Source organism: Microbacterium sp. 22303, assembly GCF_052045265.1.
In the GTDB taxonomy this organism is placed as follows: Bacteria; Actinomycetota; Actinomycetes; order Actinomycetales; family Microbacteriaceae; genus Microbacterium.
This window is the reverse complement of the sequence record NZ_JBQEOQ010000002.1, coordinates 299,414-319,098: the sequence shown is the minus strand read 5'-3', so window position 1 is coordinate 319,098 and position 19,685 is coordinate 299,414. Positions and strand designations below refer to the sequence as shown.

General features: G+C 69.5%; 22 protein-coding genes and 2 tRNA genes. 10 read left to right on the top strand and 14 right to left on the bottom strand.

Features of this window, described 5'->3' with window-relative positions:
- Nucleotides 1-244: 244 nt before the first annotated feature.
- Both ACTJI8_RS07270 and ACTJI8_RS07265 read right to left on the bottom strand, forming a co-directional pair.
- Nucleotides 245-1,135 (bottom strand): rhomboid family intramembrane serine protease, encoded by an 891-nt coding sequence (locus ACTJI8_RS07270; protein ID WP_440732750.1) that lies wholly within the window; start codon nt 1,133-1,135, stop codon nt 245-247.
- A gap of 49 nt (nt 1,136-1,184) precedes the next feature.
- A complete protein-coding gene (locus ACTJI8_RS07265; protein WP_233310797.1) occupies nt 1,185-1,742 on the bottom strand; it encodes a peptidylprolyl isomerase in 558 nt (185 codons plus the stop codon).
- Between the two features lie 169 nt (nt 1,743-1,911).
- Here ACTJI8_RS07265 and ACTJI8_RS07260 point away from each other — a divergent pair, with 169 nt between their 5' ends.
- From ACTJI8_RS07260 to ACTJI8_RS07250, 3 genes are all read left to right on the top strand, one after another.
- Nucleotides 1,912-2,382, top strand: a complete 471-nt coding sequence (locus ACTJI8_RS07260; RefSeq protein ID WP_440733203.1) for a DNA helicase — start codon at nt 1,912-1,914, stop codon at nt 2,380-2,382.
- A gap of 74 nt (nt 2,383-2,456) precedes the next feature.
- Nucleotides 2,457-2,906: an aminoacyl-tRNA deacylase gene (locus ACTJI8_RS07255; RefSeq protein WP_440733202.1), complete on the top strand. Its 450-nt coding sequence runs from the start codon at nt 2,457-2,459 to the stop codon at nt 2,904-2,906.
- 46 nt (nt 2,907-2,952) lie between these two features.
- On the top strand, nt 2,953-3,438 hold the full coding sequence (locus ACTJI8_RS07250; RefSeq protein WP_440732749.1) for a hypothetical protein: 486 nt from the start codon (nt 2,953-2,955) through the stop codon (nt 3,436-3,438).
- 1 nt (nt 3,439) lies between these two features.
- Here ACTJI8_RS07250 and ACTJI8_RS07245 read toward each other — a convergent pair whose 3' ends face one another.
- Nucleotides 3,440-3,868: an NUDIX hydrolase gene (locus ACTJI8_RS07245; RefSeq protein ID WP_440732748.1), complete on the bottom strand. Its 429-nt coding sequence runs from the start codon at nt 3,866-3,868 to the stop codon at nt 3,440-3,442.
- Between the two features lie 161 nt (nt 3,869-4,029).
- Between ACTJI8_RS07245 and ACTJI8_RS07240 the strand changes: the two genes are divergently transcribed.
- Complete coding sequence (locus ACTJI8_RS07240; RefSeq protein WP_440732747.1) at nt 4,030-4,488, top strand: hypothetical protein; 459 nt, start codon at nt 4,030-4,032, stop codon at nt 4,486-4,488.
- 169 nt (nt 4,489-4,657) lie between these two features.
- Here the strand turns inward: ACTJI8_RS07240 and ACTJI8_RS07235 are convergent, their stop codons facing one another.
- The gene (locus tag ACTJI8_RS07235) at nt 4,658-5,647 is read right to left on the bottom strand and encodes a cytochrome c oxidase assembly protein (RefSeq protein ID WP_440732746.1); all 990 of its coding nucleotides are present in this window, start codon (nt 5,645-5,647) and stop codon (nt 4,658-4,660) included.
- A 92-nt stretch (nt 5,648-5,739) separates the two neighbouring features.
- Between ACTJI8_RS07235 and ACTJI8_RS07230 the strand changes: the two genes are divergently transcribed.
- The 4 genes from ACTJI8_RS07230 (at nt 5,740) to ACTJI8_RS07215 (ending at nt 9,292) form a co-directional block, all read left to right on the top strand.
- Nucleotides 5,740-6,936 carry an anion permease gene (locus tag ACTJI8_RS07230; protein ID WP_440732745.1) on the top strand — a complete coding sequence of 399 codons (1,197 nt, stop codon included), beginning with the start codon at nt 5,740-5,742 and terminating at the stop codon, nt 6,934-6,936.
- Between the two features lie 17 nt (nt 6,937-6,953).
- Nucleotides 6,954-7,244: a hypothetical protein gene (locus ACTJI8_RS07225; RefSeq protein ID WP_440732744.1), complete on the top strand. Its 291-nt coding sequence runs from the start codon at nt 6,954-6,956 to the stop codon at nt 7,242-7,244.
- Complete coding sequence (locus ACTJI8_RS07220) at nt 7,241-7,918, top strand: DUF3349 domain-containing protein (protein ID WP_440732743.1); 678 nt, start codon at nt 7,241-7,243, stop codon at nt 7,916-7,918. The genes ACTJI8_RS07225 and ACTJI8_RS07220 overlap by 4 nt, the downstream gene beginning before the upstream one ends.
- A gap of 252 nt (nt 7,919-8,170) precedes the next feature.
- On the top strand, nt 8,171-9,292 hold the full coding sequence (locus tag ACTJI8_RS07215) for a M24 family metallopeptidase (protein WP_440732742.1): 1,122 nt from the start codon (nt 8,171-8,173) through the stop codon (nt 9,290-9,292).
- A 79-nt stretch (nt 9,293-9,371) separates the two neighbouring features.
- On the opposite strand, the gene ACTJI8_RS07210 is transcribed toward ACTJI8_RS07215, so the two are convergent.
- The 5 genes from ACTJI8_RS07210 to ACTJI8_RS07190 all read right to left on the bottom strand — a co-directional run bounded on the left by ACTJI8_RS07210 (nt 9,372) and on the right by ACTJI8_RS07190 (nt 14,770).
- Nucleotides 9,372-10,226 (bottom strand): ABC transporter ATP-binding protein, encoded by an 855-nt coding sequence (locus ACTJI8_RS07210; protein WP_440732741.1) that lies wholly within the window; start codon nt 10,224-10,226, stop codon nt 9,372-9,374.
- Nucleotides 10,223-11,116, bottom strand: a complete 894-nt coding sequence (locus tag ACTJI8_RS07205; RefSeq protein WP_440732740.1) for an ABC transporter ATP-binding protein — start codon at nt 11,114-11,116, stop codon at nt 10,223-10,225. Before ACTJI8_RS07205 ends, ACTJI8_RS07210 begins: the two co-directional genes overlap by 4 nt.
- Nucleotides 11,113-12,039, bottom strand: a complete 927-nt coding sequence (locus ACTJI8_RS07200; protein ID WP_440732739.1) for an ABC transporter permease — start codon at nt 12,037-12,039, stop codon at nt 11,113-11,115. Before ACTJI8_RS07200 ends, ACTJI8_RS07205 begins: the two co-directional genes overlap by 4 nt.
- On the bottom strand, nt 12,036-13,103 hold the full coding sequence (locus ACTJI8_RS07195) for an ABC transporter permease (RefSeq protein WP_440732738.1): 1,068 nt from the start codon (nt 13,101-13,103) through the stop codon (nt 12,036-12,038). The genes ACTJI8_RS07200 and ACTJI8_RS07195 overlap by 4 nt, the downstream gene beginning before the upstream one ends.
- An 80-nt stretch (nt 13,104-13,183) precedes the next feature.
- Nucleotides 13,184-14,770, bottom strand: coding sequence for an ABC transporter substrate-binding protein (locus tag ACTJI8_RS07190; RefSeq protein ID WP_440732737.1), 1,587 nt, complete (start codon nt 14,768-14,770; stop codon nt 13,184-13,186).
- Between the two features lie 129 nt (nt 14,771-14,899).
- Here ACTJI8_RS07190 and ACTJI8_RS07185 point away from each other — a divergent pair, with 129 nt between their 5' ends.
- Complete coding sequence (locus ACTJI8_RS07185; RefSeq protein ID WP_440732736.1) at nt 14,900-15,475, top strand: Lrp/AsnC family transcriptional regulator; 576 nt, start codon at nt 14,900-14,902, stop codon at nt 15,473-15,475.
- A gap of 81 nt (nt 15,476-15,556) precedes the next feature.
- On the opposite strand, the gene ACTJI8_RS07180 is transcribed toward ACTJI8_RS07185, so the two are convergent.
- The 3 genes from ACTJI8_RS07180 to yczE form a co-directional block, all read right to left on the bottom strand.
- Nucleotides 15,557-15,898 carry a hypothetical protein gene (locus tag ACTJI8_RS07180; RefSeq protein WP_440732735.1) on the bottom strand — a complete coding sequence of 114 codons (342 nt, stop codon included), beginning with the start codon at nt 15,896-15,898 and terminating at the stop codon, nt 15,557-15,559.
- Between the two features lie 356 nt (nt 15,899-16,254).
- Nucleotides 16,255-17,076, bottom strand: coding sequence for a phosphatase PAP2 family protein (locus tag ACTJI8_RS07175; protein ID WP_440732734.1), 822 nt, complete (start codon nt 17,074-17,076; stop codon nt 16,255-16,257).
- Nucleotides 17,077-17,110: 34 nt separating this feature from the next.
- Complete coding sequence (gene yczE / locus ACTJI8_RS07170) at nt 17,111-17,842, bottom strand: membrane protein YczE (protein WP_440732733.1); 732 nt, start codon at nt 17,840-17,842, stop codon at nt 17,111-17,113.
- Nucleotides 17,843-17,903: 61 nt separating this feature from the next.
- On the opposite strand from yczE, the gene yczR reads away from it, so the two are divergent.
- The gene (yczR, locus tag ACTJI8_RS07165) at nt 17,904-19,328 is read left to right on the top strand and encodes a MocR-like transcription factor YczR (protein WP_440732732.1); all 1,425 of its coding nucleotides are present in this window, start codon (nt 17,904-17,906) and stop codon (nt 19,326-19,328) included.
- A 96-nt stretch (nt 19,329-19,424) separates the two neighbouring features.
- On the opposite strand, the gene ACTJI8_RS07160 is transcribed toward yczR, so the two are convergent.
- Together ACTJI8_RS07160 and ACTJI8_RS07155 are read right to left on the bottom strand one after the other, a co-directional pair.
- Nucleotides 19,425-19,497, bottom strand: a tRNA-Ala gene (locus ACTJI8_RS07160).
- 68 nt (nt 19,498-19,565) lie between these two features.
- Nucleotides 19,566-19,639 (bottom strand) — tRNA-Ile (locus ACTJI8_RS07155).
- Between the last annotated feature and the right edge of the window lie 46 nt (nt 19,640-19,685).

Sequence of the window (19,685 nt, the reverse complement as noted above, 5' to 3'; positions counted from 1 at the left end):
CCTCGCTCACGCGGGGGCGTTTCTGCATTCCCGCCCTTCGACAGGCTCAGGGACCGCATCCCGCAGGGTTGTCCACGGATCCGGCGGGTTATCCACATTCTGGGGATCGATATGCACACCCCCTCCCCGAAGTTATCCACAGATCTATCCCCATGTGGGGAGAATTACACGGCTGTTATTCACACGGCCCCGGAGGACGGCGAACGGCCCCCGCCTGAAGGCGAGGGCCGTTGTGGTCCGGTGCTCAGCGGCCGGCGGTGATGAGCAGGGGAGGAACGATCGCGACCACGGCGAGCAGCACGAGGACGAGCGCCGAGACGAGGCCGATCCACCAGAACCTCGCCGTGCCGCGGCCGCTCGTGCGGACGTAGATGAGCGCCACCAGCGCGCCGACGACGGCACCGCCGACGTGCGCCTCCCACGCGATCCCCGGCACGATGAATCCGTACACGAAGTTGATGGCGAGCACGACCAGCGCTCCGACGATGTTGCCGCCGAGGTGGCGGCCGATCACGATCAGCGCGACGAACAGGCCGAAGATCGCCCCGGACGCCCCGACCGTGGGCTGCGCCGGATCGATCAGAGCCATCGCGACGGAGCCGCCGAGACCGCTCACGAGATACAGCGTGAGGAACTTCGCGCGACCCAGCAGCGGCTCGAGCTGCTGCCCGACCATCCACAGCGCCAGCATGTTGAGGCCGAGGTGGATGAAACCGCCGTGCACGAGCATCGCCGTGAGGAGGCGCCAGGGCTCGAACGGCAGTCCGGACAGTGACGGGTAGAGGTACGCGCCCGCGAACTGCAGGTAGCCGGTGATGACCGAGCCGATTCCAGGGAGCAGCTGCAGCAGGCTCACCGCGGAGGTGATCGCGAGGATCCAGTACGTCACGAGCGGACGCCCGCCCACGGCGGTCATCGACCGCGCGCCCCAGCGCCGGTTGGCGCGGCGCTGGGTCGGGGTCTGGCTGCGACGCTGCTCCTGCATGCACTCCGGGCAGATCACGCCGACGGGGGCCTGCGTCTGGCACTCGGGGCAGATCGTGCGCATGCACCGCTGGCAGAGCACGAAGCTCTGCCGTCCGGGATGCCGGTAGCAGAAGTTGTCGGGATTCGCGTGGAACTCCGAAGTCGTCATCCGTGCGCTCCGGATTCCTGGGTCCTTGAGCCTGTCGAAGGGCGCGGGGTCAGTTCGCGACGATGTCGACGGACTGCAGCACCACGTCCTCGACCGGGCGGTCGCCCGCACCGGTGCGCACCGCGGCGATCTCGTCCACGACGGCCTTGGACGCGTCATCGGCGACCTCGCCGAAGATCGTGTGCTTGCCCTGCAGCCACGGGGTCGGGTCGGTCGTGATGAAGAACTGCGAGCCGTTGGTGCCCTCGACCTGGCCGGTGATGGCGTTGCGGCGCAGGCCCGCGTTGGCCATCGCGAGGATGTAGGGCTCGTTGAAGTTGAGTTCGCCGTGGATCTCGTCGTTGAAGTTGTAGCCGGGGCCGCCGACGCCCTGGCCGAGCGGGTCGCCGCCCTGGATCATGAAGTTCGGGATGATCCGGTGGAAGATGACGTCCTTGTACAGCGGGCCCTCGCCGGGCTTGCCGGTGGCGGGGTGCGTCCAGGATCCGGTGCCGTCGGAGAGTTCGACGAAGTTCTTCACCGTGCGGGGAGCGTGGTCACCGTAGAGGTTGACGACGATGTCTCCGTGGTTGGTGTGCAGCGTGGCGACGTGAGTGGCGTGAGGCATGGATCCATTCTCGCATCGGATCCCTGCGACCTTCCGATTCGCCTGTGAACTTCTCGGATGCACACCCGCCGCACAGGCACTTCTCTGGCAGGATGGGGAGTCCGAACCCCGTTTCGATTGGGAGGGCATCGTGAGCCTGAGCCGCAAGCGTCAGAAGGAACTCCGCCAGCTGCAGAGCGAGGCGAACAAGCTGTGGGCCGCGCAGCAGGTCATCGTCGGCGATGCCGCGAACGTCGCCCGTGAGGCGGGAAGGCAGCTCGACAACTTCCGCCGCGAGCAGGTCGTCCCCACCGTGCAGGACGTGTACGAGCACCGTGTGGTTCCCGCCGTCGACAAGAGCATCAAGTTCTCTCGCGATGTCGTGGATCACAAGGTCGTCCCCGCGATCGGCGGTGTGGTCGGATCCGCGCTCAGTGCGTGGGACATCGCGAACGCCAAGCGCACCGGCACCCCGTACACCCCCCGCGCCGTGGTCGCCGTGCCCGCGGAGCGCAAGAGCGGACTCGGCATCGGAGCCGTCATCGCGATCGTGCTCGGCGCCGCAGCCGCGGTGGGCGTCCTCGTCGCCGCCTGGCAGGCCCTGCGTGCCGACGACGAGCTCTGGGTCGCGGACGACCCGCTGAACGCCCCCGAGGCGTGAGCACGCCCGCTTCGCCGGCTCCTGAGCCCGTCGAAGGGTCCGTTTCCGAGCCCGTCGAAGGGCCGCACGCCCGCGTGTGCGACGCCGCGGCCGCACGCGGCCTCGACATCGAGATCCGCGAGCGCCCGGCGGCGAACAGCCTGCAGGAGGCCGCGGCGCTGCTCGGGCTGGATCCCTCCGGCATCGTGAAGACCCTCGTGGTCAAGAGAGCCGACGACACGTTCCTGTTCGCGCTCATCCCCGGCGGTCGCAAGATCTCCTGGCCGAAGCTGCGCGCCCTCGTGGGCGTGAACCGGCTGAAGCTCCCGGAACCGGCCGTCGCACTGGCCGCGACCGGCTACGAACGCGGCACGATCGTTCCGATCGGCAGCACCACCGACTGGCCCGTTTTCGCCGATGAGACGATCCGCGGGCGGCGGATCGCGATGGGCGCGGGTGCCCACGGCTACAGCCTGTTCGTGGACGCCGACGATCTCATCGCGGCCTACGACGCGACCGTCGCCGACATCTCCGAACCGGAGTGATGACACGCCCCTGCGCAGCGTGCGCGCGCGGGGGTAGCATCCGGGAATGACGGATGCACTGGATGCGTGGTCGGAGTTCCACGTCGCGATGCTGGGCGCGACTGCGGCCCTCGCCGGGCTGGTCATCGTCGCGGCGAGCGTCAACATCGAGAAGATCATCCTCGCCAAGGCCCTGACCGCGCGGCTCGCCGCGGCGATCGCGGGGCTGGTGCTCGCGATCCTCACCTCGGGCATCGCCCTCATCCCCGCACTCGAACCGCTCTGGTTCGGCGTGCTCCTGCTGGCGACGACGGCCGGAGCCGCGGGGTTCCAGGTGCATGCCGCGCTCGCCCTCCGGCACGATCCCGGGCTGGGCAACACGGTGCCCCGCGCGGCTCTGGGCTTCCTGCCGCTGATCGCCTACACCGCGGCGGGGGTACTCCTGCTGACAGGCCTGCCCGTCGGGCTGATGTTCGCGGCTGCGGGGTCACTCCTCGCGCTCGTCGTCGCGATCGTGATCTCCTGGGTCGCCCTGGTCGAGGTCCTGCGCTGACTCAGCCCTTCACGCCCGCCATCCCGAGAGCGATATCCACGAGGCGCACGCGCTGCAGACCGGCGACCTCGTCGAGCGCGTACCAGGCGGCCATGTCGGTGGATCCGCCCTTCTCGAAGCGCAGCTTGCCGCTCACGATCCGCGCCCGGTACACGATGCGCAGTGTGTGCAGCGGCTCGGTCGCGCCGGGCGTGACCCGGCGGCGGGCCGGGATCACCCTGGAGTGGATCCCCAGCAACTCATCGACGACCACCTTGTAGCCGGTCTCCTCGCGCACCTCGCGCCGGACCGCGGTCTCCGGATCCTCACCCGGCTCCAGCCCGCCCCCGGGCATCGTCCACGACACCCGGCGACCCTCGGTCCACCGCGCCAGCAGCACACGTCGGTCCTCGTCCAGGATGACCGCGTATGCCGCGACGCGCATGTCCATGGTTCACACCCTAGGCCGTCCCCGACTGGTACGGCGCGGTCAGGTCAGACCTCGCCGCACGCGCACGATCGGATCGATCAGTTCTGAAGAAGCGCCCGTCCGCACGCCTTCGTACGCTGAAGAAGTCCCCGGATCCACGGGGCCGTCGAGCGGAGGATGCCATGACCGAGAACAACGCCCCTGTGCTGAGCGACTTCGAGCGCGCCGCCGTCAAGGAGGCCGCGAAGGAGAGCCGCACTCGCGCCGCCCGCAAGAAGGTGAGCCCCGAGGAGCTGCGCGCCGCCGGCGAGGCCGACGTGCTGGCCAAGATCGCGGAGATGGATGAGGAGGACGGATCCCTCGCCACCGCCCTGCACCGCCTCATCGCCGAGAACGCGCCGCACCTCGTCCCCAAGACCTACTACGGCATGCCTGCCTGGGCGAACGCCGCCGGCAAGGTCGTGTGCTTCTTCAAGCCGAAGGCGAAGTTCAAGGTGCGCTACGCCACGTTCGAGTTCGAGTGGCCGGCGCAACTCGACGACGGCACCGTGTGGCCCGTGTCCTACGCCGTGACCGCGCTCACGCCTGCCGACCTCGCCTTCCTCGGCGAGCGCATCCGCACCGCGGCCCCTGCGGAGTGACGCCGGATCCGGACTTCCGCCGTTCAGGTCGCGATTTCGGCTGCAAAACCGGCCCGGGTGGGACCGAAACTGCGACCTGAACGCGGGGATCGCGACCTGAACGCGGGGAGCGCGACCTGAACAGCGGGCCGGACGCGGCGACCCGGACAGCGCGGGCGGGCCGGATCCGTCACTCCCCGCGCAGGTGCGCGGCGGTGAGCTCGGCCATGTCCTCGTCGCTGAGCTCATCGAGGCTCCGCGACTCGCGCTTGTCCATCCGGAGCCAGCGCATCATCAGGATCACCAGGATCGGCACGTCGACGACTTCCGCGATGAGCCACAGCAGGTCTCCGGAGAGCTGCTGATCGCGCAGCGGATTCGGGAACCACAGCGGCAGGGCGCCGGGCCAGGCACCGGCGTGATCGAAGACCACGGTGCCCAGTCGCAGCAGCACGCCGGGGACCGCGTCGAGCACGAGCTCCACGAACGCGAACAGGAACTCCGCCACGATGAACAGGCTCGTGCGGGCCACGGTGTGCGCCGCCATCGGCAGCACCATCAGGAGCCCCAGCAGCGGGACCAGCACCGAGATCACGGCCTCGGCGACAGCGCCTGACCGCAGCATCTCCGACAGCGGCGTGAAGAACACGGCGAAAACCAGGCAGGTGAACACCGGGGCCATGATCGCGTTGCCGAAGAACTTCGCGAGCCATGACCGCAGGAAGCCGTTCATGCGCGCGCGAGGGCGTTCCGACAGCACCGTGCGGGCCAGCGCCACCGGCCGGCCGAACGTCACCAGCATCGGTACGACGAACAGCAGCAGCGCGATCCGTGTTGTGAACGCCCAGCGGAGCTCCGTGCTCCACGTCCCGAGGAACCCGAACGAGACCCAGGCATACGAGCCGAGCCCGAGCAGCAGGTACATCAGCGTCAGCCGCAGCGGCCAGCGGTGGCCGCGTCGGCGCAGCGCCACGACACCGCCGAGGTAGAGCCCGGCCGCGACGATCAGCACCGCGAGTGCTGTGGGATCCAGGCTCCAGGTGCTGAGGAAGACGGGGACAGGCGGCGTGGCGGGCTCCGTGTCTCGCGAGGGCGGTGGATGCGGCACCGCGCGGCGGCGGGCCGCGATGACGTTACGCCCGGCGGCTATGCGGACGGTGAGGACCTCGCGATCGGCCATCGCGATGGCCGCCCTTAACGCCCGGTGAACTCTCGCGGTCGAGTGCGCGACACCCGCTGTTCGCGGGGGCGCAGCGCGGAATGCTGACGATCATGAGCGCCGAAGTGATGATCCTCATCCTGGTGGTCGTGACCGCACTCGGGTTCGACTTCACCAACGGATTCCACGACACCGGGAACGCGATGGCGACCTCCATCGCCACCGGGGCGCTGAAGCCCAAGGTCGCGGTGGCACTCTCGGCAGTCCTGAACCTGGTGGGCGCGTTCCTCTCGGTCGAGGTCGCCGCGACCATCACCAAGGACGTGCTGACGATCCAGGGTCCGAGCGGCGATCTGGTACCCGGCCTCAACCCCGAGTCGGCCATGATCATCATCTTCGCGGGGCTCGTGGGCGGCATCCTGTGGAACCTGCTCACCTGGCTGCTGGGCCTGCCGTCCAGCTCCTCGCACGCCCTCTTCGGCGGCCTGATCGGCGCCGGCATCGCGGGTGCCGCCACCGTCAACTGGGCCGGCATCCTCGGCAAGATCATCGTCCCCGCCGTGCTCTCCCCGCTGATCGCAGGCGTCGTCGCCGCGGTCGGCACCTGGCTCGTCTATCGCCTCACCCGCACCGTGCACGCCAAGCACCGCGAGGCCGGCTTCCGCTGGGGTCAGATCGGCACCGCATCGCTCGTCTCCCTCGCACACGGCACCGGCGACGCGCAGAAGACCATGGGCGTGATCGCCCTCGCGCTCATCGCGCACGGCTCGCTCACCGGCGACCAGATCCTGAACGAGGGCCTGCCGATCTGGATCATCGTGACCTGCGGTGCCGCTATCGCACTCGGCACCTACCTCGGCGGCTGGCGCATCATCCGCACCCTCGGCAAGGGCCTCGTCGAGATCGAGTCGCCCCAGGGCCTCGCGGCCGAGGCGTCCTCCGCCGCGATCATCCTCACCTCGAGCTCGATGGGCATGGCGCTCTCGACCACGCACGTGGCGACGGGCTCGATCCTCGGTTCCGGCGTGGGCCGGCCCGGTGCCCAGGTGCGCTGGGGCATCGCGGGGCGCATGGTCACCGCCTGGCTCATCACGATGCCCGCGGCCGGCGTGGTCGGCGCGCTCTGCTTCTTCCTCGCCCACGGCATCGGCGGGCTCGCCGGCGCAATCACCGTGTTCGTGCTGCTGCTGGCAGCGGCGGCCCTCATGTACCTGCGCAGCCGCCGCCAGAAGATCGACCACCACAACGTCAATGCCGAGTGGGACGGATCCCTCGCGCCGAACGCCGCCTCGCAGGGCGCGGCGGCCTGAACCGAAGGACGGATGACATGAACTTCGACATCGCGCAGATGGCGCTCTCGGCCGGTCGCGTGCTGCTGGTCGGACTGCTGTTCGGTGCGGGGCTGCCCGCCTTGTTCGCCCTCGGGATGCGCCTGCAGTCGGCCGGCACCGGGGAGGTCGACGGCGAGGCGCCCGGCACACGCCGGCCGTTGCTGACCGCGGCGGGATGGATCCTGTTCGCGCTCGTGATCGCCGTGGTGCTGGCCGGGGTGCTCTTCATCACCCGGCTGAGCATCTACCACTACTTCGGCATCTCCCTGTTCGGGGTCGGCAGATGAACGGCAGCGTCCTCCGCCGCGTGCTCGACTGGCTGCGCGCCGGGTACCCGGAAGGCGTGCCACCCAAGGACTACACACCGCTGCTGGCACTGCTCCGGCGCACGCTCACGGCGGAGGAGCTCACCGCGGTGGTCAGCGCGCTCGCCCAGCAGGAGACGGACCCGGTGCGGGTCTCGCAGATCCGGGCCGCGATCGCGGGCGTGACCTCGGCGACGCCGGGCGACGACGAGGTGCGCCGCGTGGCCATGCTGCTCTCCGATCGCGGAGTGCCGCTGAGCACCAAGGCGCAGCGGATCGTCGGCGATCGGACGATCCTCGCCGATGCCGCTGCCGGAGCGCGCGGAACCGCCGGCCCGGATGCCGCGGTCGACGAGCCGGGCTCCACCGAGCAGAACCTGATCGCGCAGGCGCTGCGCTGGCTGGGCGCGGGCTATCCGGAGGGCATCCCCGCCCAGGACCGTGTGCCGATCCTCGCCCTGCTGCGCCGCCGCCTCACCGACGACGAGGTGCAGAAGGTGTGCGAGGCGGTCGCCACGCAGAGCGGGGCGGATCCGGAGATCTCGCTCGTCGATGCCCAGGTGCTCATGATGAAGGTGCTCGGCGAGCTCCCCGGCGACGATGACGTGGAGCGCGTGCGCACGCGTCTCGAGGAGTCGGGCATCACGCTGAGCTGACCGGCTCCTCGCTCACGTTTCCTGACCGCGAGACTCCAACTGAGTGACGAGAATGCACCCCAGAACCGCAGTCTCGTTACGGAGTTGGAGTCTCGCGAGACAGGCGAATCGTCTGGGCTGGGCGGGCGACGCAGCGGATCCGACGGACGATTCGGCGCGGGATCCTGGCGCACGCAGCGGTTCATCTCGATCTCGGAATATGTCTCGCCGCGGGCCTGGCGCGCCGTCCTCGACGGCACGTAGCGTGGAGGGGTGAGCACGCCTTTCCCCGCCTCCGTGTACGCCGCCCGCCTCGACCGCGCCCGCACCCTGACCGCGAGTGCCGGTCTGGACGCGATCATCGTCGGAGCCGGGCCCGACCTGACGTATCTCGTCGGCGTCGAGGGGGACACGATCGAACGTCTGACCGCCCTCGTAATCCCTGCGGCCGGGGATCCGACCGTCGTCGTGCCGCGGATGGAGCTCGCGAAGGTACGCGACACGGCCGTCGGCGCGCTCGGTCTCGCGGTCGCGGACTGGGTGGACGGCGAGGATCCCTACGCGCTGGTGACGGCGGCGATGGGCGCAGCCGTCTCACGGTTCGGCGTCTCGGACGCCCTGCCGGCGCTGCACGCGATCCCGCTGACCGAGCGCCTGGACGTGCGGCCCGAGCTGGCGACGCCGGTGCTCCGCGAGAGCCGCATGATCAAGGACGCCGCCGAGATCGCCGAGCTGCGCCGCGCCGGTGAGGCGATCGACGCAGTGCACCGGCGCGTTCCCGGCCTGCTGCGCGCCGGCCGCACCGAGCGCGAGGTCGGCGCCGACATCGCCGCGGCGATCGTCGAAGAGGGGCACCGCACGGTCGAGTTCGTGATCGTCGCCTCCGGGCCCAACGGCGCGGATCCGCATCACGAGGTGTCGGACCGGGTGATCCAGGACGGCGACATCGTGGTCGTGGACATCGGCGGCGCGGTGCCGAGCGGCTACAACTCCGACAGCACGCGCACCTACGCCGTCGGCACGCCGGATCCCGAAGTCGCGCGGCGCATCGCCGTGCTCGTGCGCGCCCAGCAGGCCGCCGTCGATGCGGTGCGCCCCGGCATCACCGCGGAGCAGGTCGACGCCGCGGCCCGCGACGTGCTCGCCGCGGAGGGTCTCGCCGAGGCGTTCCTGCACCGCACCGGCCACGGCATCGGCGTCACCACGCACGAGGAGCCGTACATCGCGCCCGGCAACGCACTGCCGCTGCGCGAGGGCATGGCCTTCAGCATCGAACCGGGCATCTACTTCCCCGGCGAGTGGGGCTCCCGCATCGAGGACATCGTCGTCGTCACCGCAGACGGCTGCGCCAACCTCAACATCACCCCCCACGAACTGACGCCCGCGGGTCTCTGACCCCTCGCGCCCGCACCGTGGATCTCCCGGTGCGGGCGCAATCGGGGGCGGCCCGCACCGGGAAGTCTGTGCCTCGCGGTCAGCGCACGCGGTCGAGCGCCTCGGGGATGTCGGTGCGCCAGGATGACGGCGCCTCCGAGGCCGGGGCCGCGGGAAGCACGCCTTCGCCGTCAGGATGCGGGATCGCATCGAGCAGGGCCTCGGTGTAGGGATGCACCGGGTTCGCCCACACCACCGGAGTCGCGCCGGACTCGACGATGCGCCCGCGGTACATGACGGCGACACGGTCGGCCATGAGCCGGACCACGGAGAGGTCGTGCGAGATGAACAGCATCGCCGCGCCCGAGGCTACGCACAGCTCGCGCATCATGCCGGCGACCGAGGCCTGGGCCGAGGCGTCGAGCGCCGAGATCGGCTCGTCGGCGACGATCAGGTCGGGCTTCGCGGCGAGCGCTCGGGCGATGGCGACGCGCTGCCGCTGACCGCCGGAGAGCTGGTACGGGTATCGGTTCTCCAGGTTCGGGGAGAGGCCGACCGCCTTCAGCCAGTGCGATGGCGCTTCGGTGTCGACGCCACGGGCACGGGCGGCGCGGGATCCCTCCGCGATCTGCTGCGCGACGCGGATCCGCGGGTTCAGCGAGGAGTTCGGATCCTGGAACACCATCTGGATCGCGGTGAGCTCGGCGGGGCGGGTGCGCATTCCGAGCGGCTGCACCGGACGGTCCCGGTAGAGCACCTCACCGGCGCGCGGCTTCTCCATGCCGATCACGGCCCGAGCCGTCGAGGACTTCCCGCAGCCGCTCTCACCGACGAGCGCGAGCACCTCACCGGCGGCGATGTCGAAGGAGACGCCGTCCACCGCGCGGAACGCGGCGCGGCCGCCGTACTCGACGACCAGGGAGTCGACGTGCAGGACCGGCTTCTGAGCACTCATCGGTTCTCCTCCGTGTCGGCGGCGTCCGCGGCGGCGGCAGAGGCACCGAGCGCGGGGCCGTTCTCGGCCGGCGCGTCCACGAGGGAGTCCTGCGCGTCGGGCATCGCATCCAGCAGCTCCCGCGTGTACGGGTGCTGCGGATTCTGGAAGACCTGCTGCCGGGATCCGGACTCGACGATCAGCCCGCCGCGCATCACCGCGACCTCGTCGGCGATCGCGCTCATCACGCCGAGATCGTGCGTGACGAGCAGCACGGCGAGGTCGCGCTCGGTCGCGAGGTCGCGCAGCAGGTGCAGGATCCCCGCCTGAACCGTCACGTCCAGCGCTGTGGTCGGCTCGTCCGCGAGCAGCACCTCGGGCTCGCAGGCCAGGGCGATGGCGATCGCGATGCGCTGCCGCTGCCCGCCGGAGAACTGGTGCGGATACTTCTGCAGCGCCTCCTCCGGGTTCGGCACGCGCACCAGCGCGAGCAGCTCCGATGCCCGCTTCCGGGCCTCGGCGCGGGACAGCCCGAGATGGGCGCGCATGCCGTCGGCGAGCTGGGAGCCGACGGTGATCTGCGGATGCAGGCTGGCGGACGGATCCTGGAAGACCATGCCGATGCGCTTGCCACGCACGCGGCGGTAGGCCCCGCCCGTCATCCCGACGAGCTCGACCTCCGATCCGCCCGCGCCGCCGAGGACGATGGATCCGGAGGCGGTGCCGCCGGCCGGCAGCAGACCGAGGATCGCCATGGCGGTCATGCTCTTGCCGGATCCGGACTCTCCGGCAAGGCCCTGGATGCGTCCGGGGACCAGGTCGAGGGAGATGCCCTTGACGACCTCGGTGCGGTTGCGTCTGCCCTGCCCGAGCTCGACGCGCAGGTCGCGGATCGCGAGTGCGGCGCTCATGCGGCCACCTCCCCGGTCGCGGCGGCGGCCGACACCGCGGTGGGCGCCTCCGCCTCGCGCTCGCGCGCGGCGAGCGGATCGAGGGCGTCGCGCAGCGAATCGCCGATGAAGTTGAACGCCATCACGATGCTGAGGATCGCAAGGCCCGGGAACAGACCCAGCCACCAGGCCGAGGTGTTCTGCATGGCCGCGGCGATCATGGTGCCCCATTCGGGCGTCGGCGGCTGCGCTCCGAGACCGAGGAAGGACAGTCCGGACAGCAGCAGGATCGCCGTGCCGATGTCGAGCGACGCGAGCACGAGCACGGGGCCGGCGATGTTCGGCAGCACGTCGCGCAGCAGGGAGCGCAGCGGGGAGGATCCGAGCAGGCGTCCGGCGATCACGTAGTTCTGCGTGCGCAGGCCGAGCACGAGCGACCGCGTGATGCGGGCGTAGGGCGGCCAGGCCACGATGATGCCGGCGATCACCGCGTTCATGATCGACGGGCCGAGGGAGGCGGCGATGACCATCGCGAGGATCACGGTCGGGAACGCCATCACCATGTCGGTGATGCGCATGAGCACCTCGTCGAACCAGCCGCCGAGGTATCCCGCGACCGCGCCCACGACGGTGCCGACGATCATCGCGCAGACGACGAGCATGAGCGCGAGCGGGATCGTCGCCTGAGCACCCAGGAGCAGACGGGAGAACACGTCGCGGCCGTTGACGTCGGTGCCCATGATCGCGTCGCCGCTGGGGGCGGCGAGCCGGGGGAGGTCCTGCGCGAGCGGGTCGTGCGGGGCGATCCACGGGGCGAGGATCGCGATCACGATCCACATCACGGCGATCACCGTGCCCACCACGGCCAACGGCGTCCGCCAGGCGCGCGGCAGCCAGGGCCGACGGCGCCTCGGGGCGACCTTCTCGGGGATGACGAGATTCATGACAGCCTCACTCGCGGATCCAGGACGCCGTAGAGCACGTCGACGACGAGGTTGATGACGAGGTAGATGACGCCGACCACGAGGCCGACGCCGGTCACCGCGAGCAGATCGAGGTTCTTCGACGCGTTGTAGGCGTAGGTGCCCAGGCCGGGCCAGGCGAACACGGCCTCGACCAGCACAGTGCCCGAGAGCAGGCTGCCGAAGGCGATGCCGACGAGGGTGAGGATGGGCAGCGCCGCTCCGCGCAGCACGTAGCCGACGACGACCCGGCGTCCGCTCAGGCCCTTCGCCCGCGCCGCACGGGCATAGTCCATGTCGAGGACCTCGAGCACGGAGGTGCGCACGAACCGGGTGAGGGTCGCGATCGTGAACAGGCTCAGCACCAGCACCGGCAGGGCCAGGTGGCTGGTCGCGTCGAAGAATCCGACCGAGTCGCCGTTCAGCAGGTAGTCGATCGTGTAGAAGCCGGTGATGCGCGGCGGCGGTGTGATCGTGGGGGAGATCCGCCCGGATCCTGACACCCAGTGCAGCTGCATGAAGAACAGCTGGTAGGTGAGGATGGCCATCCAGAACGTGGGGATGCTGAGCCCGATCAGGGTGACCACGCGCACGACCTGGTCGGTGACCTTGCCGCGGCGGTAGGCGGCGAGGGTGCCCAGCACGATCGCGACGGCGAGGCTGATGATGATCGCGTAGAAGGCGATCTCCGCCGTGGCCGGCACGGCCTTGGCGAGGTCTGCGGAGACCGGCTGTCCCGACTTCAGCGAGGTGCCGAGGTCGCCGCGCAGCAGGTTGCCGACGTAGAGGAAGAACCGGATCCACACCGGCTGGTCCAGCCCGTACTTCTGCCGGAAGGCCTCGACCGTGGCGGGGTTCGAGGCGGCGCCCTCGCCGAGGGCGGCGCGCACCGGATCGCCGGGCACGATCACGGTGAGGGAGAAGGTGACCAGCACGATCCCGAACAGCAGGATCACGCTCGTCACGGCCCGCCGGGCGAGGAAGCGCAGCAGCGTGTGCTGGGCCTGCCGCGTCTTGCGGGTGGCGATGACTCGGGTCTCGGACACTGGGTGCTTCCGGATCTACGTGGCGGAGGGGGCGTGATGCTGCGGGGACCGGAGCCGCGTGGCTCCGGTCCCCGCAGGGCTCACTTCGCGGGGTGCAGCGTCCGCAGGTCGAGGGTCCAGGTCACGTTGTACTCGAGACCCGCCACCTTGGTCGAGCTGGCGAGGTTGATGCCGGGCACGATCAGCGGCACGAACGGTCCCGACTCCTGCATCGCCTTGGCGTAGTCGCTGAACGCCGTGTTGCGCTCGTCGACGGAGGTCGCGTTCTGCGCCTTGGTCACCAGGCCCGCGATGGTGCTGTCGGCCTCCGTCGGCCAGCCGGCGCGCAGGCCGACCTTCTGACCAGGGCCGAACGGCAGGAACGAGGAGGTGTCGGCGTAGTCAGGGCCCCAGTACCAGAGCGAGAACGCCTCCTGCGCCTTCACGTAGGGCTGCACTTCGGTCGCGAACGGCGCCGGGGCGAGAGTCGCGTTGATGCCCGCGGCCTTGAGCTGCTCCTGCACGCGCTCGGCGACCGGGGTGAACTCCACGCCGCCGACCGGGTTGTCGTTCGGGAACTGGAGCTTGATCTCCTGGCCGGTGTATCCGGAGGCGGCGAGAGCAGCCTTGGCCTTGTCGAGGTCCTGCTTCACGCCGGACTTGTTCGCGCCCGGGAACATCGGCGGGATGACGCCGGTGGCCTGCTCGGATCCGGCGCCGGCGAGCTCCAGCAGCTTGTCGTAGTCGAGCGCGTAGCGCACGGCCTCGGCGAACTTCGGGTTCGCGGTCGCACCGCCCACGTTCTTGTCCTGGTTGATGAGCAGGAACAGCGTCTCGGCAGACGGCGCCGAGTTCACGGTGAAACCGTCGCCGAGGTTCTTGACCTGGTCTCCGGAGAGGTCGACCGCCACGTTCGAGTCGCCGCCCTTGAGGTTGGTCAGCTGCGTGGAGGACTGCGAGATGTTGCGCACGACGATCTTGTCGTAGGCCGGCTTGTCCTCGCCGTCGTAGCTGTCGTTCTTCACGAGCACCACCTGCGAGGTCAGGTCGAGCGACTGCAGCTTGTACGGACCGGAGCCGGCCGAGTTCGCGTCGAGCCAGGTCTTGGCCGCGTCCTTGTCGTCGGTCGTGCCGCCGTTCTTCTTCACGAGCTTCGAGTTGAGGATCGCGAGCGACGGGTTGGTGACGATCGCGGGCAGCTGCAGCGACGGCGTCTTGGTCGACAGGGTGACGGTCTTGTCATCGACCTTGGCGACCGTGATGCCCGCCATGAGGAAGTTGGCCTTGGAATCGGTGATGCCCGCGACGCGGTCGAGCGAGAACACGACATCGTCGGCGGTGACCGGGGTGCCGTCGGAGAACTTCCGGCCATCCTGGATCGTGAAGGTGAACTCGGTGGCGTCCGAGTTCTGCTTCATGGTCGCGAGATCCGGTTTCGGGGTGGTCGAATCGGCGCCCTGGAACGTCAGCAGCGTGTCGTACACCGCGTGCAGCACCATGTTGCCGGTGGGCACGTAGTTGCGGCCGGGGTCACCGGTCTCGAGCGAGAACGCGGTGTCGACCACGAGCGTGCCGCCCGAGGAGGAGCCGCTGGAGTTGTTCGCGGAGTTGCCCCCGGAACAGCCGGCGAGCGCGATTGCAGCCACAGCGATGAGCGCTGCGGCGACGTGGCGATAGGAACGGGCCACGGGCTTCCTCCTCATTGAATTGGACAGGTCAGATGACCGGGTCGGGTTTCCCGGCACTATATCCGACCGTTTAGCCAGATTTCGAGCAATCCATTGTCACGCTTCCATCACTACGGCAATATGTCCAGCATGAGCGATGATCAGCCTTCCGTCTCTGGACGATCCGCGCCCGGGATCGACGAAATCGCGTACGACATCCTCCGCGCACTGCGCCGCAACGGGCGGATCTCGATCGCCGCGCTCGCGCAGGAGGTCGGGATCTCCCGGGCCAGCGCTTACTCCCGGGTGGAGTCCCTGACCCGCGCCGGGATCATCACGGGGTACACCGCCGAGGTCGACACGACGCGACTCGGCCTCGGGGTGAGCGCGCTCGTGTTCTGCACGATCCAGCCGCAGTCGTGGTCCTCGTTCCTGCAGGCGATCGGTGACATGCCCGATGTGGAATCGGCGATGGTGATGACCGGTGAGCACGATGTGATGCTCCTCGTCCGCAGCGTCGACATGGAGCGGATGCAGTCGCTCGTGATCGGCACGATCGCCGACCGTCCCGAGGTGACGAAGGTCGAGACCGCGATCGTCATGGGCGAGGTCTTCCGTCGACCGTTCGTGCTGCCGGACGAGATCCCGGAGCGCGCGGCGATCGGCGTCGACAGCGGCCTGATGCGATTCACCCGCACCGACGGGAGCCGCGGGACCCGGGTCTGACGGTCACCCCGGGGTCGTTGAGCGAGGACGGCGAAGCCGACCGAGACGAAACGCGGTGCCCTCACCGGCGACAGCAGGGCCTCAGACCTGCAGGCAGACGCTCACGTGTTCGACGCCATCCACGGCGAAGTCCTCGATGAGGCGGATCCGGCCGTCGTCCTCCTGCTCGGCGCGGCTCACCGCGTCCCCGCGCACGACGGAGCCGTCGCTGACCAGGGCATGCGCGAACGACACCCGCACCTCGGCACCGGCCACCTCGCCGACGAAACGGCCCTCCGTCACCGTGTCACCGGTGTATTCGCCCCAGATCAGGCGGCCGTCCTGGTGGTAGTCGAAGGTCGTCGGGGCCTTGGGATCGACCTCGCTGGCGGTCGAGGAGACCATGGCGAAGCGCAGTCCGTCGAGGAGGAGCGTGGAAGGCATGACGACGAGTATGGACCCCGCACCGGCGTTCGGCGCAATCCCGTCCTCCTCCGGTGCGGGCCGTGAAGGCGGTGTGCGGATCCCGTGCGGGTCGCCATCATCTCCGCCGGAATGACAATCCCTGCGGCGCAGAAATCTATTAACAGGTTCATCCACATGTGGATTACTCGGCGAATGCGGAAAACGTCCTGTGCAGTGCCGCCCGCCCGGGCTCTTCGTGGAGATACCTGCTGTTCACCGGTGGTTTTCCCGCGCGTCACAGATCTTGTCATCCGACGCCGGGAAACCCCGGACCGATATTCCGGTGTGTGCTCTCGGCACACGGGAATCACCGTGCGCGGGTGGAGGGATCCGCCTCAGGAAATCCGCCGGAAGAGCGTGTTCCCTGCGGCGGCGAATGCGCTTCCGACGGCGAGGATCGCGGCGCCCCCACCCGCGTAAGCGATCTGCAGGTGGCTGCCGTGGTTCTCCACCGTGATGTAGATGATGACGAAGGCGACGGCCGAGGCGAGGGCGCTCGCCCCCGCGATCCACCACAGCGCGGGCAGCGTTCGTGCCGGCGGCACCGCTTCGGGCACACGCCAGAGCAGCAGCACGATGCCGCCCAGGCACCCGCATGCCGCGACCAGCATGAACGCCGCGACCACGTCGCTCGGCCGGTGCCACTGCTGGATCACCAGCAGAATCCCGGTGACCACGGCGAATGCACCGCCCAGCACTGCCGCCAGAGGGCGCCAGCGCGGGGGACACACGACGAAGACAGCGAACGCCGCGGCGGCGGCGACCGTCGCATGCCCGGAAGGGAATGAATTGTCGAGCAAGTCGGTGGCGCCGGTCGCTGCGCGGTCCAGGAACACGTGCTTGGCGAGCTCGGCGGCGATCACCGCGATTCCTCCCACAGCGAGGGCGACCAGCAGATGCCGGAACCGTCGCGTCCCCAGGCCGATGATCAGCGTGAGCAGGATTCCCCCGCCGATGGCGACCGTGGGTACATTGCCGAGCACCATGCCGGTGAGGCGATAGACCATATCGTGCTGCGACGACGCCCCCACGAACGCCCGCTCGTCGACGATCTGCCCGACGTAGGTGCGCACGAAGAACACGTATGTGGCCACGAACGCGGCCGCGAGGATCACGGCGGCTATCGCGAAAGACCACACTCCACGTCTTGCCGCCATGCATCCATCATGCAGGTTCGAACTGTGGGCCTGCTCACCAGTCCCTGCGATCTCGCGCAGCCCGCAGGTCTTTGAGAGCCCGTGACTCGTCGTACGTCCCGGTACGGCCGCGCCGCATGAGTCGTCGGACGAGACCGGTATCCTCCGGGAGCCGCGTAGGCGTCTCCGGCTCCTCGCCGTGTCCATGGCGCGTGCGTGCCGTGTCGAGCAGCGGCAGGGCGATGTGCACGAGAGGGCCGATTCCGAGGGCGAACACGACCGTGCCGACACCGACGGTTCCGCCGAGCAGCCAGCCGATCGCGAGCACCGTGACCTCCACCGTGAGGCGGGAGACCCAGATCGGCCAGCCGAGGCGGGAGTTCATGCCGGTCATCAGACCGTCGCGCGGGCCAGGACCGAAGTGCGCACCGATGTACAGCCCGCTCGCGAGGGCGACCGCGAGCACCCCGGCGACGAGCAGGAGGATCTGCATGAGCAGGCCGTGCACCGGCGGGAGGACCGTCACCGTCGCCTGGATCGCGGTTCCCACGAGAAGGACATTCAGGAGAGTGCCCAGGCCAGGCTTCTGCCGCAGCGGGATCCACAGCAGCAGCACCAGGAGGCCGACGATGTTGGTGATCCATCCCACGCCGATGCCGGTGTGCCGGGACAGCCCCTGCGCGAACACGGTCCAGGGGTCGACGCCGAGTCCGGCGGAGATCATGAGCCCGTCTCCGACGCCGTAGAGCACAAGTCCGATCACCAGCTGCAGCACCCGTCGTGTCATGGATCCATGATGCAGGAGAACTGGACTGGTGAGACCAGTCCAATCACCCTAGGCTGGCCTGATGGACTCCCGTCTCTCCGCGCGCGCACTGGTAGAGCTGCTCGGGCTGTGGCGAACCAGCGAACCGGCCTTCGACGCTCTCGCTGACGGCATCCGCCTGCTCTGCCTCGACAATCGCATCGCTCCCGAGACGGCGTTGCCCGCCGAGCGGGAGCTCGCGGCAGCGCTCGGCGTGAGCCGGACGACGGTCGCAGCCGCCTACCGGGGACTGCGCGCGACCGGGCACATCGTCAGCCGCCAGGGCTCCGGCAGTGTCACCCGGCCGCTCGGACGCACCGCCGCCGCGCGCTGGTTCGACCACGGCGGCATCGACCTGCAGCAGGCCAGCCCTCCGGCGTGGCCCGGCCTGCCGGCGGTGATCGCCGAGGTCGCGGGTTCAGCGACCTCGCTCGTCTCCCGCTCCGGCTACGACATCCTCGGACACGCCGAGCTGCGCGCCGCGATCGCGGACCGGTACACGGTGCAGGGGATCGACACCGTGCCCGAGCAGGTCATGGTCACCAACGGCGCCCAGCATGCGCTGAACCTGATCGCCGGCACTCTGCTGCGCCGGGCCGATCGCGTGCTCATCGAGACGCCTACCTATCCGCACGCCGCGGAGACGTTCCGTCGGGCCGGGTCCCGTCTCGTGGGTGTTCCTGTGGATGCGCGGCATGGCTGGGACCTGGATCGAGCCGTGCAGGCGTTCTCCCGCACGGCTCCCGTGCTCGCCTACCTCATGCCGCAGTTCCAGAACCCGACCGGGCGATGGATGAGCACGGAGGAGAGTTCGGTGTTCGCGCGCGCCGCACACGATGCCGGATCCGTCCTCCTGATCGATGAGACGACCGCCGATCTCCGCGTCGACGGGCCCGCGGGCCCCGCGCCATTCACGACCGGCCCCTGGATCCGGGTGGGCTCGCTCGGCAAGTCCGTGTGGGGTGGGCTGCGCATCGGATGGATCCGTGCCGACGGGGATCTGATCCGCCGCCTGCGGGCGGCACGCACCTCGCACGACCTGGGCACCCCCGACCTCGAGCAGGCCATCGCAACCCGCGTGGTCGCTCGGCTCGATGAGATCCTGCCGCAGCGCTCCGCTCTGCTGCGCACCGGCCGCGACACGCTCACCACAGCGCTGGCCGCGGCATTGCCGGAGTGGTCGGTGCCTGAGGTGCACGGCGGAGTCGCACTCTGGGTCGAGTTGGGCGCGCCGCTGAGCTCCGCCCTGGTGATGGATGCCACACGGCACGGGCTGCACCTGTCGGCCGGACCGCGGTTCGCGGTGGAGGGCGGTCACGAGCGGCACCTGCGGATCCCGTTCACGGCCGAGGCCCGCGAGCTCGCCCGCGCGGTCGACATCCTCGAGGAGTCCTGGCGACGGGTGACCGCGGGCGTCGACCTGCCTGCAGCCGGACCGCGGCCGACCCCCGCCGAAGCACTGGTGTGAGTGGTCGAGTTCGACGCGGACGAGCACCGGTTCTCGGCTGCACTGGCCTGAGAACGACGAAGGGTCCAGGCGCATGCCTGGACCCTTCGTCCTGTGTGGAGCCTAGGAGATTCGAACTCCTGACATCCTGCTTGCAAAGCAGGCGCTCTACCAACTGAGCTAAGGCCCCGTGCCGGGATTCGGCGGGTTTCGACCGAATGAGCGGATCCGATTTTCTCGGATCCGCTCACATGTCGGTGGGGCTACCAGGACTTGAACCTGGGACCTCTTCATTATCAGTGAAGCGCTCTAACCGCCTGAGCTATAGCCCCGTATCAACCTCCAAGACTTTACCGGACGTTGACACGATCACGAAAT

Excerpts from the sequence above, each read along its gene's own strand:
- ACTJI8_RS07270 (WP_440732750.1), bottom strand. The coding sequence starts at position 1,135 with ATGACGACTTCGGAGTTCCACGCGAATCCCGACAACTTCTGCTACCGG.
- ACTJI8_RS07265 (WP_233310797.1), bottom strand. The coding sequence starts at position 1,742 with ATGCCTCACGCCACTCACGTCGCCACGCTGCACACCAACCACGGAGAC.
- ACTJI8_RS07250 (WP_440732749.1), top strand. The coding sequence starts at position 2,953 with ATGACGGATGCACTGGATGCGTGGTCGGAGTTCCACGTCGCGATGCTG.
- ACTJI8_RS07245 (WP_440732748.1), bottom strand. The coding sequence starts at position 3,868 with ATGGACATGCGCGTCGCGGCATACGCGGTCATCCTGGACGAGGACCGA.
- ACTJI8_RS07240 (WP_440732747.1), top strand. The coding sequence starts at position 4,030 with ATGACCGAGAACAACGCCCCTGTGCTGAGCGACTTCGAGCGCGCCGCC.
- ACTJI8_RS07235 (WP_440732746.1), bottom strand. The coding sequence starts at position 5,647 with ATGGCCGATCGCGAGGTCCTCACCGTCCGCATAGCCGCCGGGCGTAAC.
- ACTJI8_RS07230 (WP_440732745.1), top strand. The coding sequence starts at position 5,740 with ATGAGCGCCGAAGTGATGATCCTCATCCTGGTGGTCGTGACCGCACTC.
- ACTJI8_RS07225 (WP_440732744.1), top strand. The coding sequence starts at position 6,954 with ATGAACTTCGACATCGCGCAGATGGCGCTCTCGGCCGGTCGCGTGCTG.
- ACTJI8_RS07220 (WP_440732743.1), top strand. The coding sequence starts at position 7,241 with ATGAACGGCAGCGTCCTCCGCCGCGTGCTCGACTGGCTGCGCGCCGGG.
- ACTJI8_RS07210 (WP_440732741.1), bottom strand. The coding sequence starts at position 10,226 with ATGAGTGCTCAGAAGCCGGTCCTGCACGTCGACTCCCTGGTCGTCGAG.
- ACTJI8_RS07205 (WP_440732740.1), bottom strand. The coding sequence starts at position 11,116 with ATGAGCGCCGCACTCGCGATCCGCGACCTGCGCGTCGAGCTCGGGCAG.
- ACTJI8_RS07200 (WP_440732739.1), bottom strand. The coding sequence starts at position 12,039 with ATGAATCTCGTCATCCCCGAGAAGGTCGCCCCGAGGCGCCGTCGGCCC.
- ACTJI8_RS07185 (WP_440732736.1), top strand. The coding sequence starts at position 14,900 with ATGAGCGATGATCAGCCTTCCGTCTCTGGACGATCCGCGCCCGGGATC.
- ACTJI8_RS07180 (WP_440732735.1), bottom strand. The coding sequence starts at position 15,898 with ATGCCTTCCACGCTCCTCCTCGACGGACTGCGCTTCGCCATGGTCTCC.
- ACTJI8_RS07175 (WP_440732734.1), bottom strand. The coding sequence starts at position 17,076 with ATGGCGGCAAGACGTGGAGTGTGGTCTTTCGCGATAGCCGCCGTGATC.
- yczE (WP_440732733.1), bottom strand. The coding sequence starts at position 17,842 with ATGACACGACGGGTGCTGCAGCTGGTGATCGGACTTGTGCTCTACGGC.
- yczR (WP_440732732.1), top strand. The coding sequence starts at position 17,904 with ATGGACTCCCGTCTCTCCGCGCGCGCACTGGTAGAGCTGCTCGGGCTG.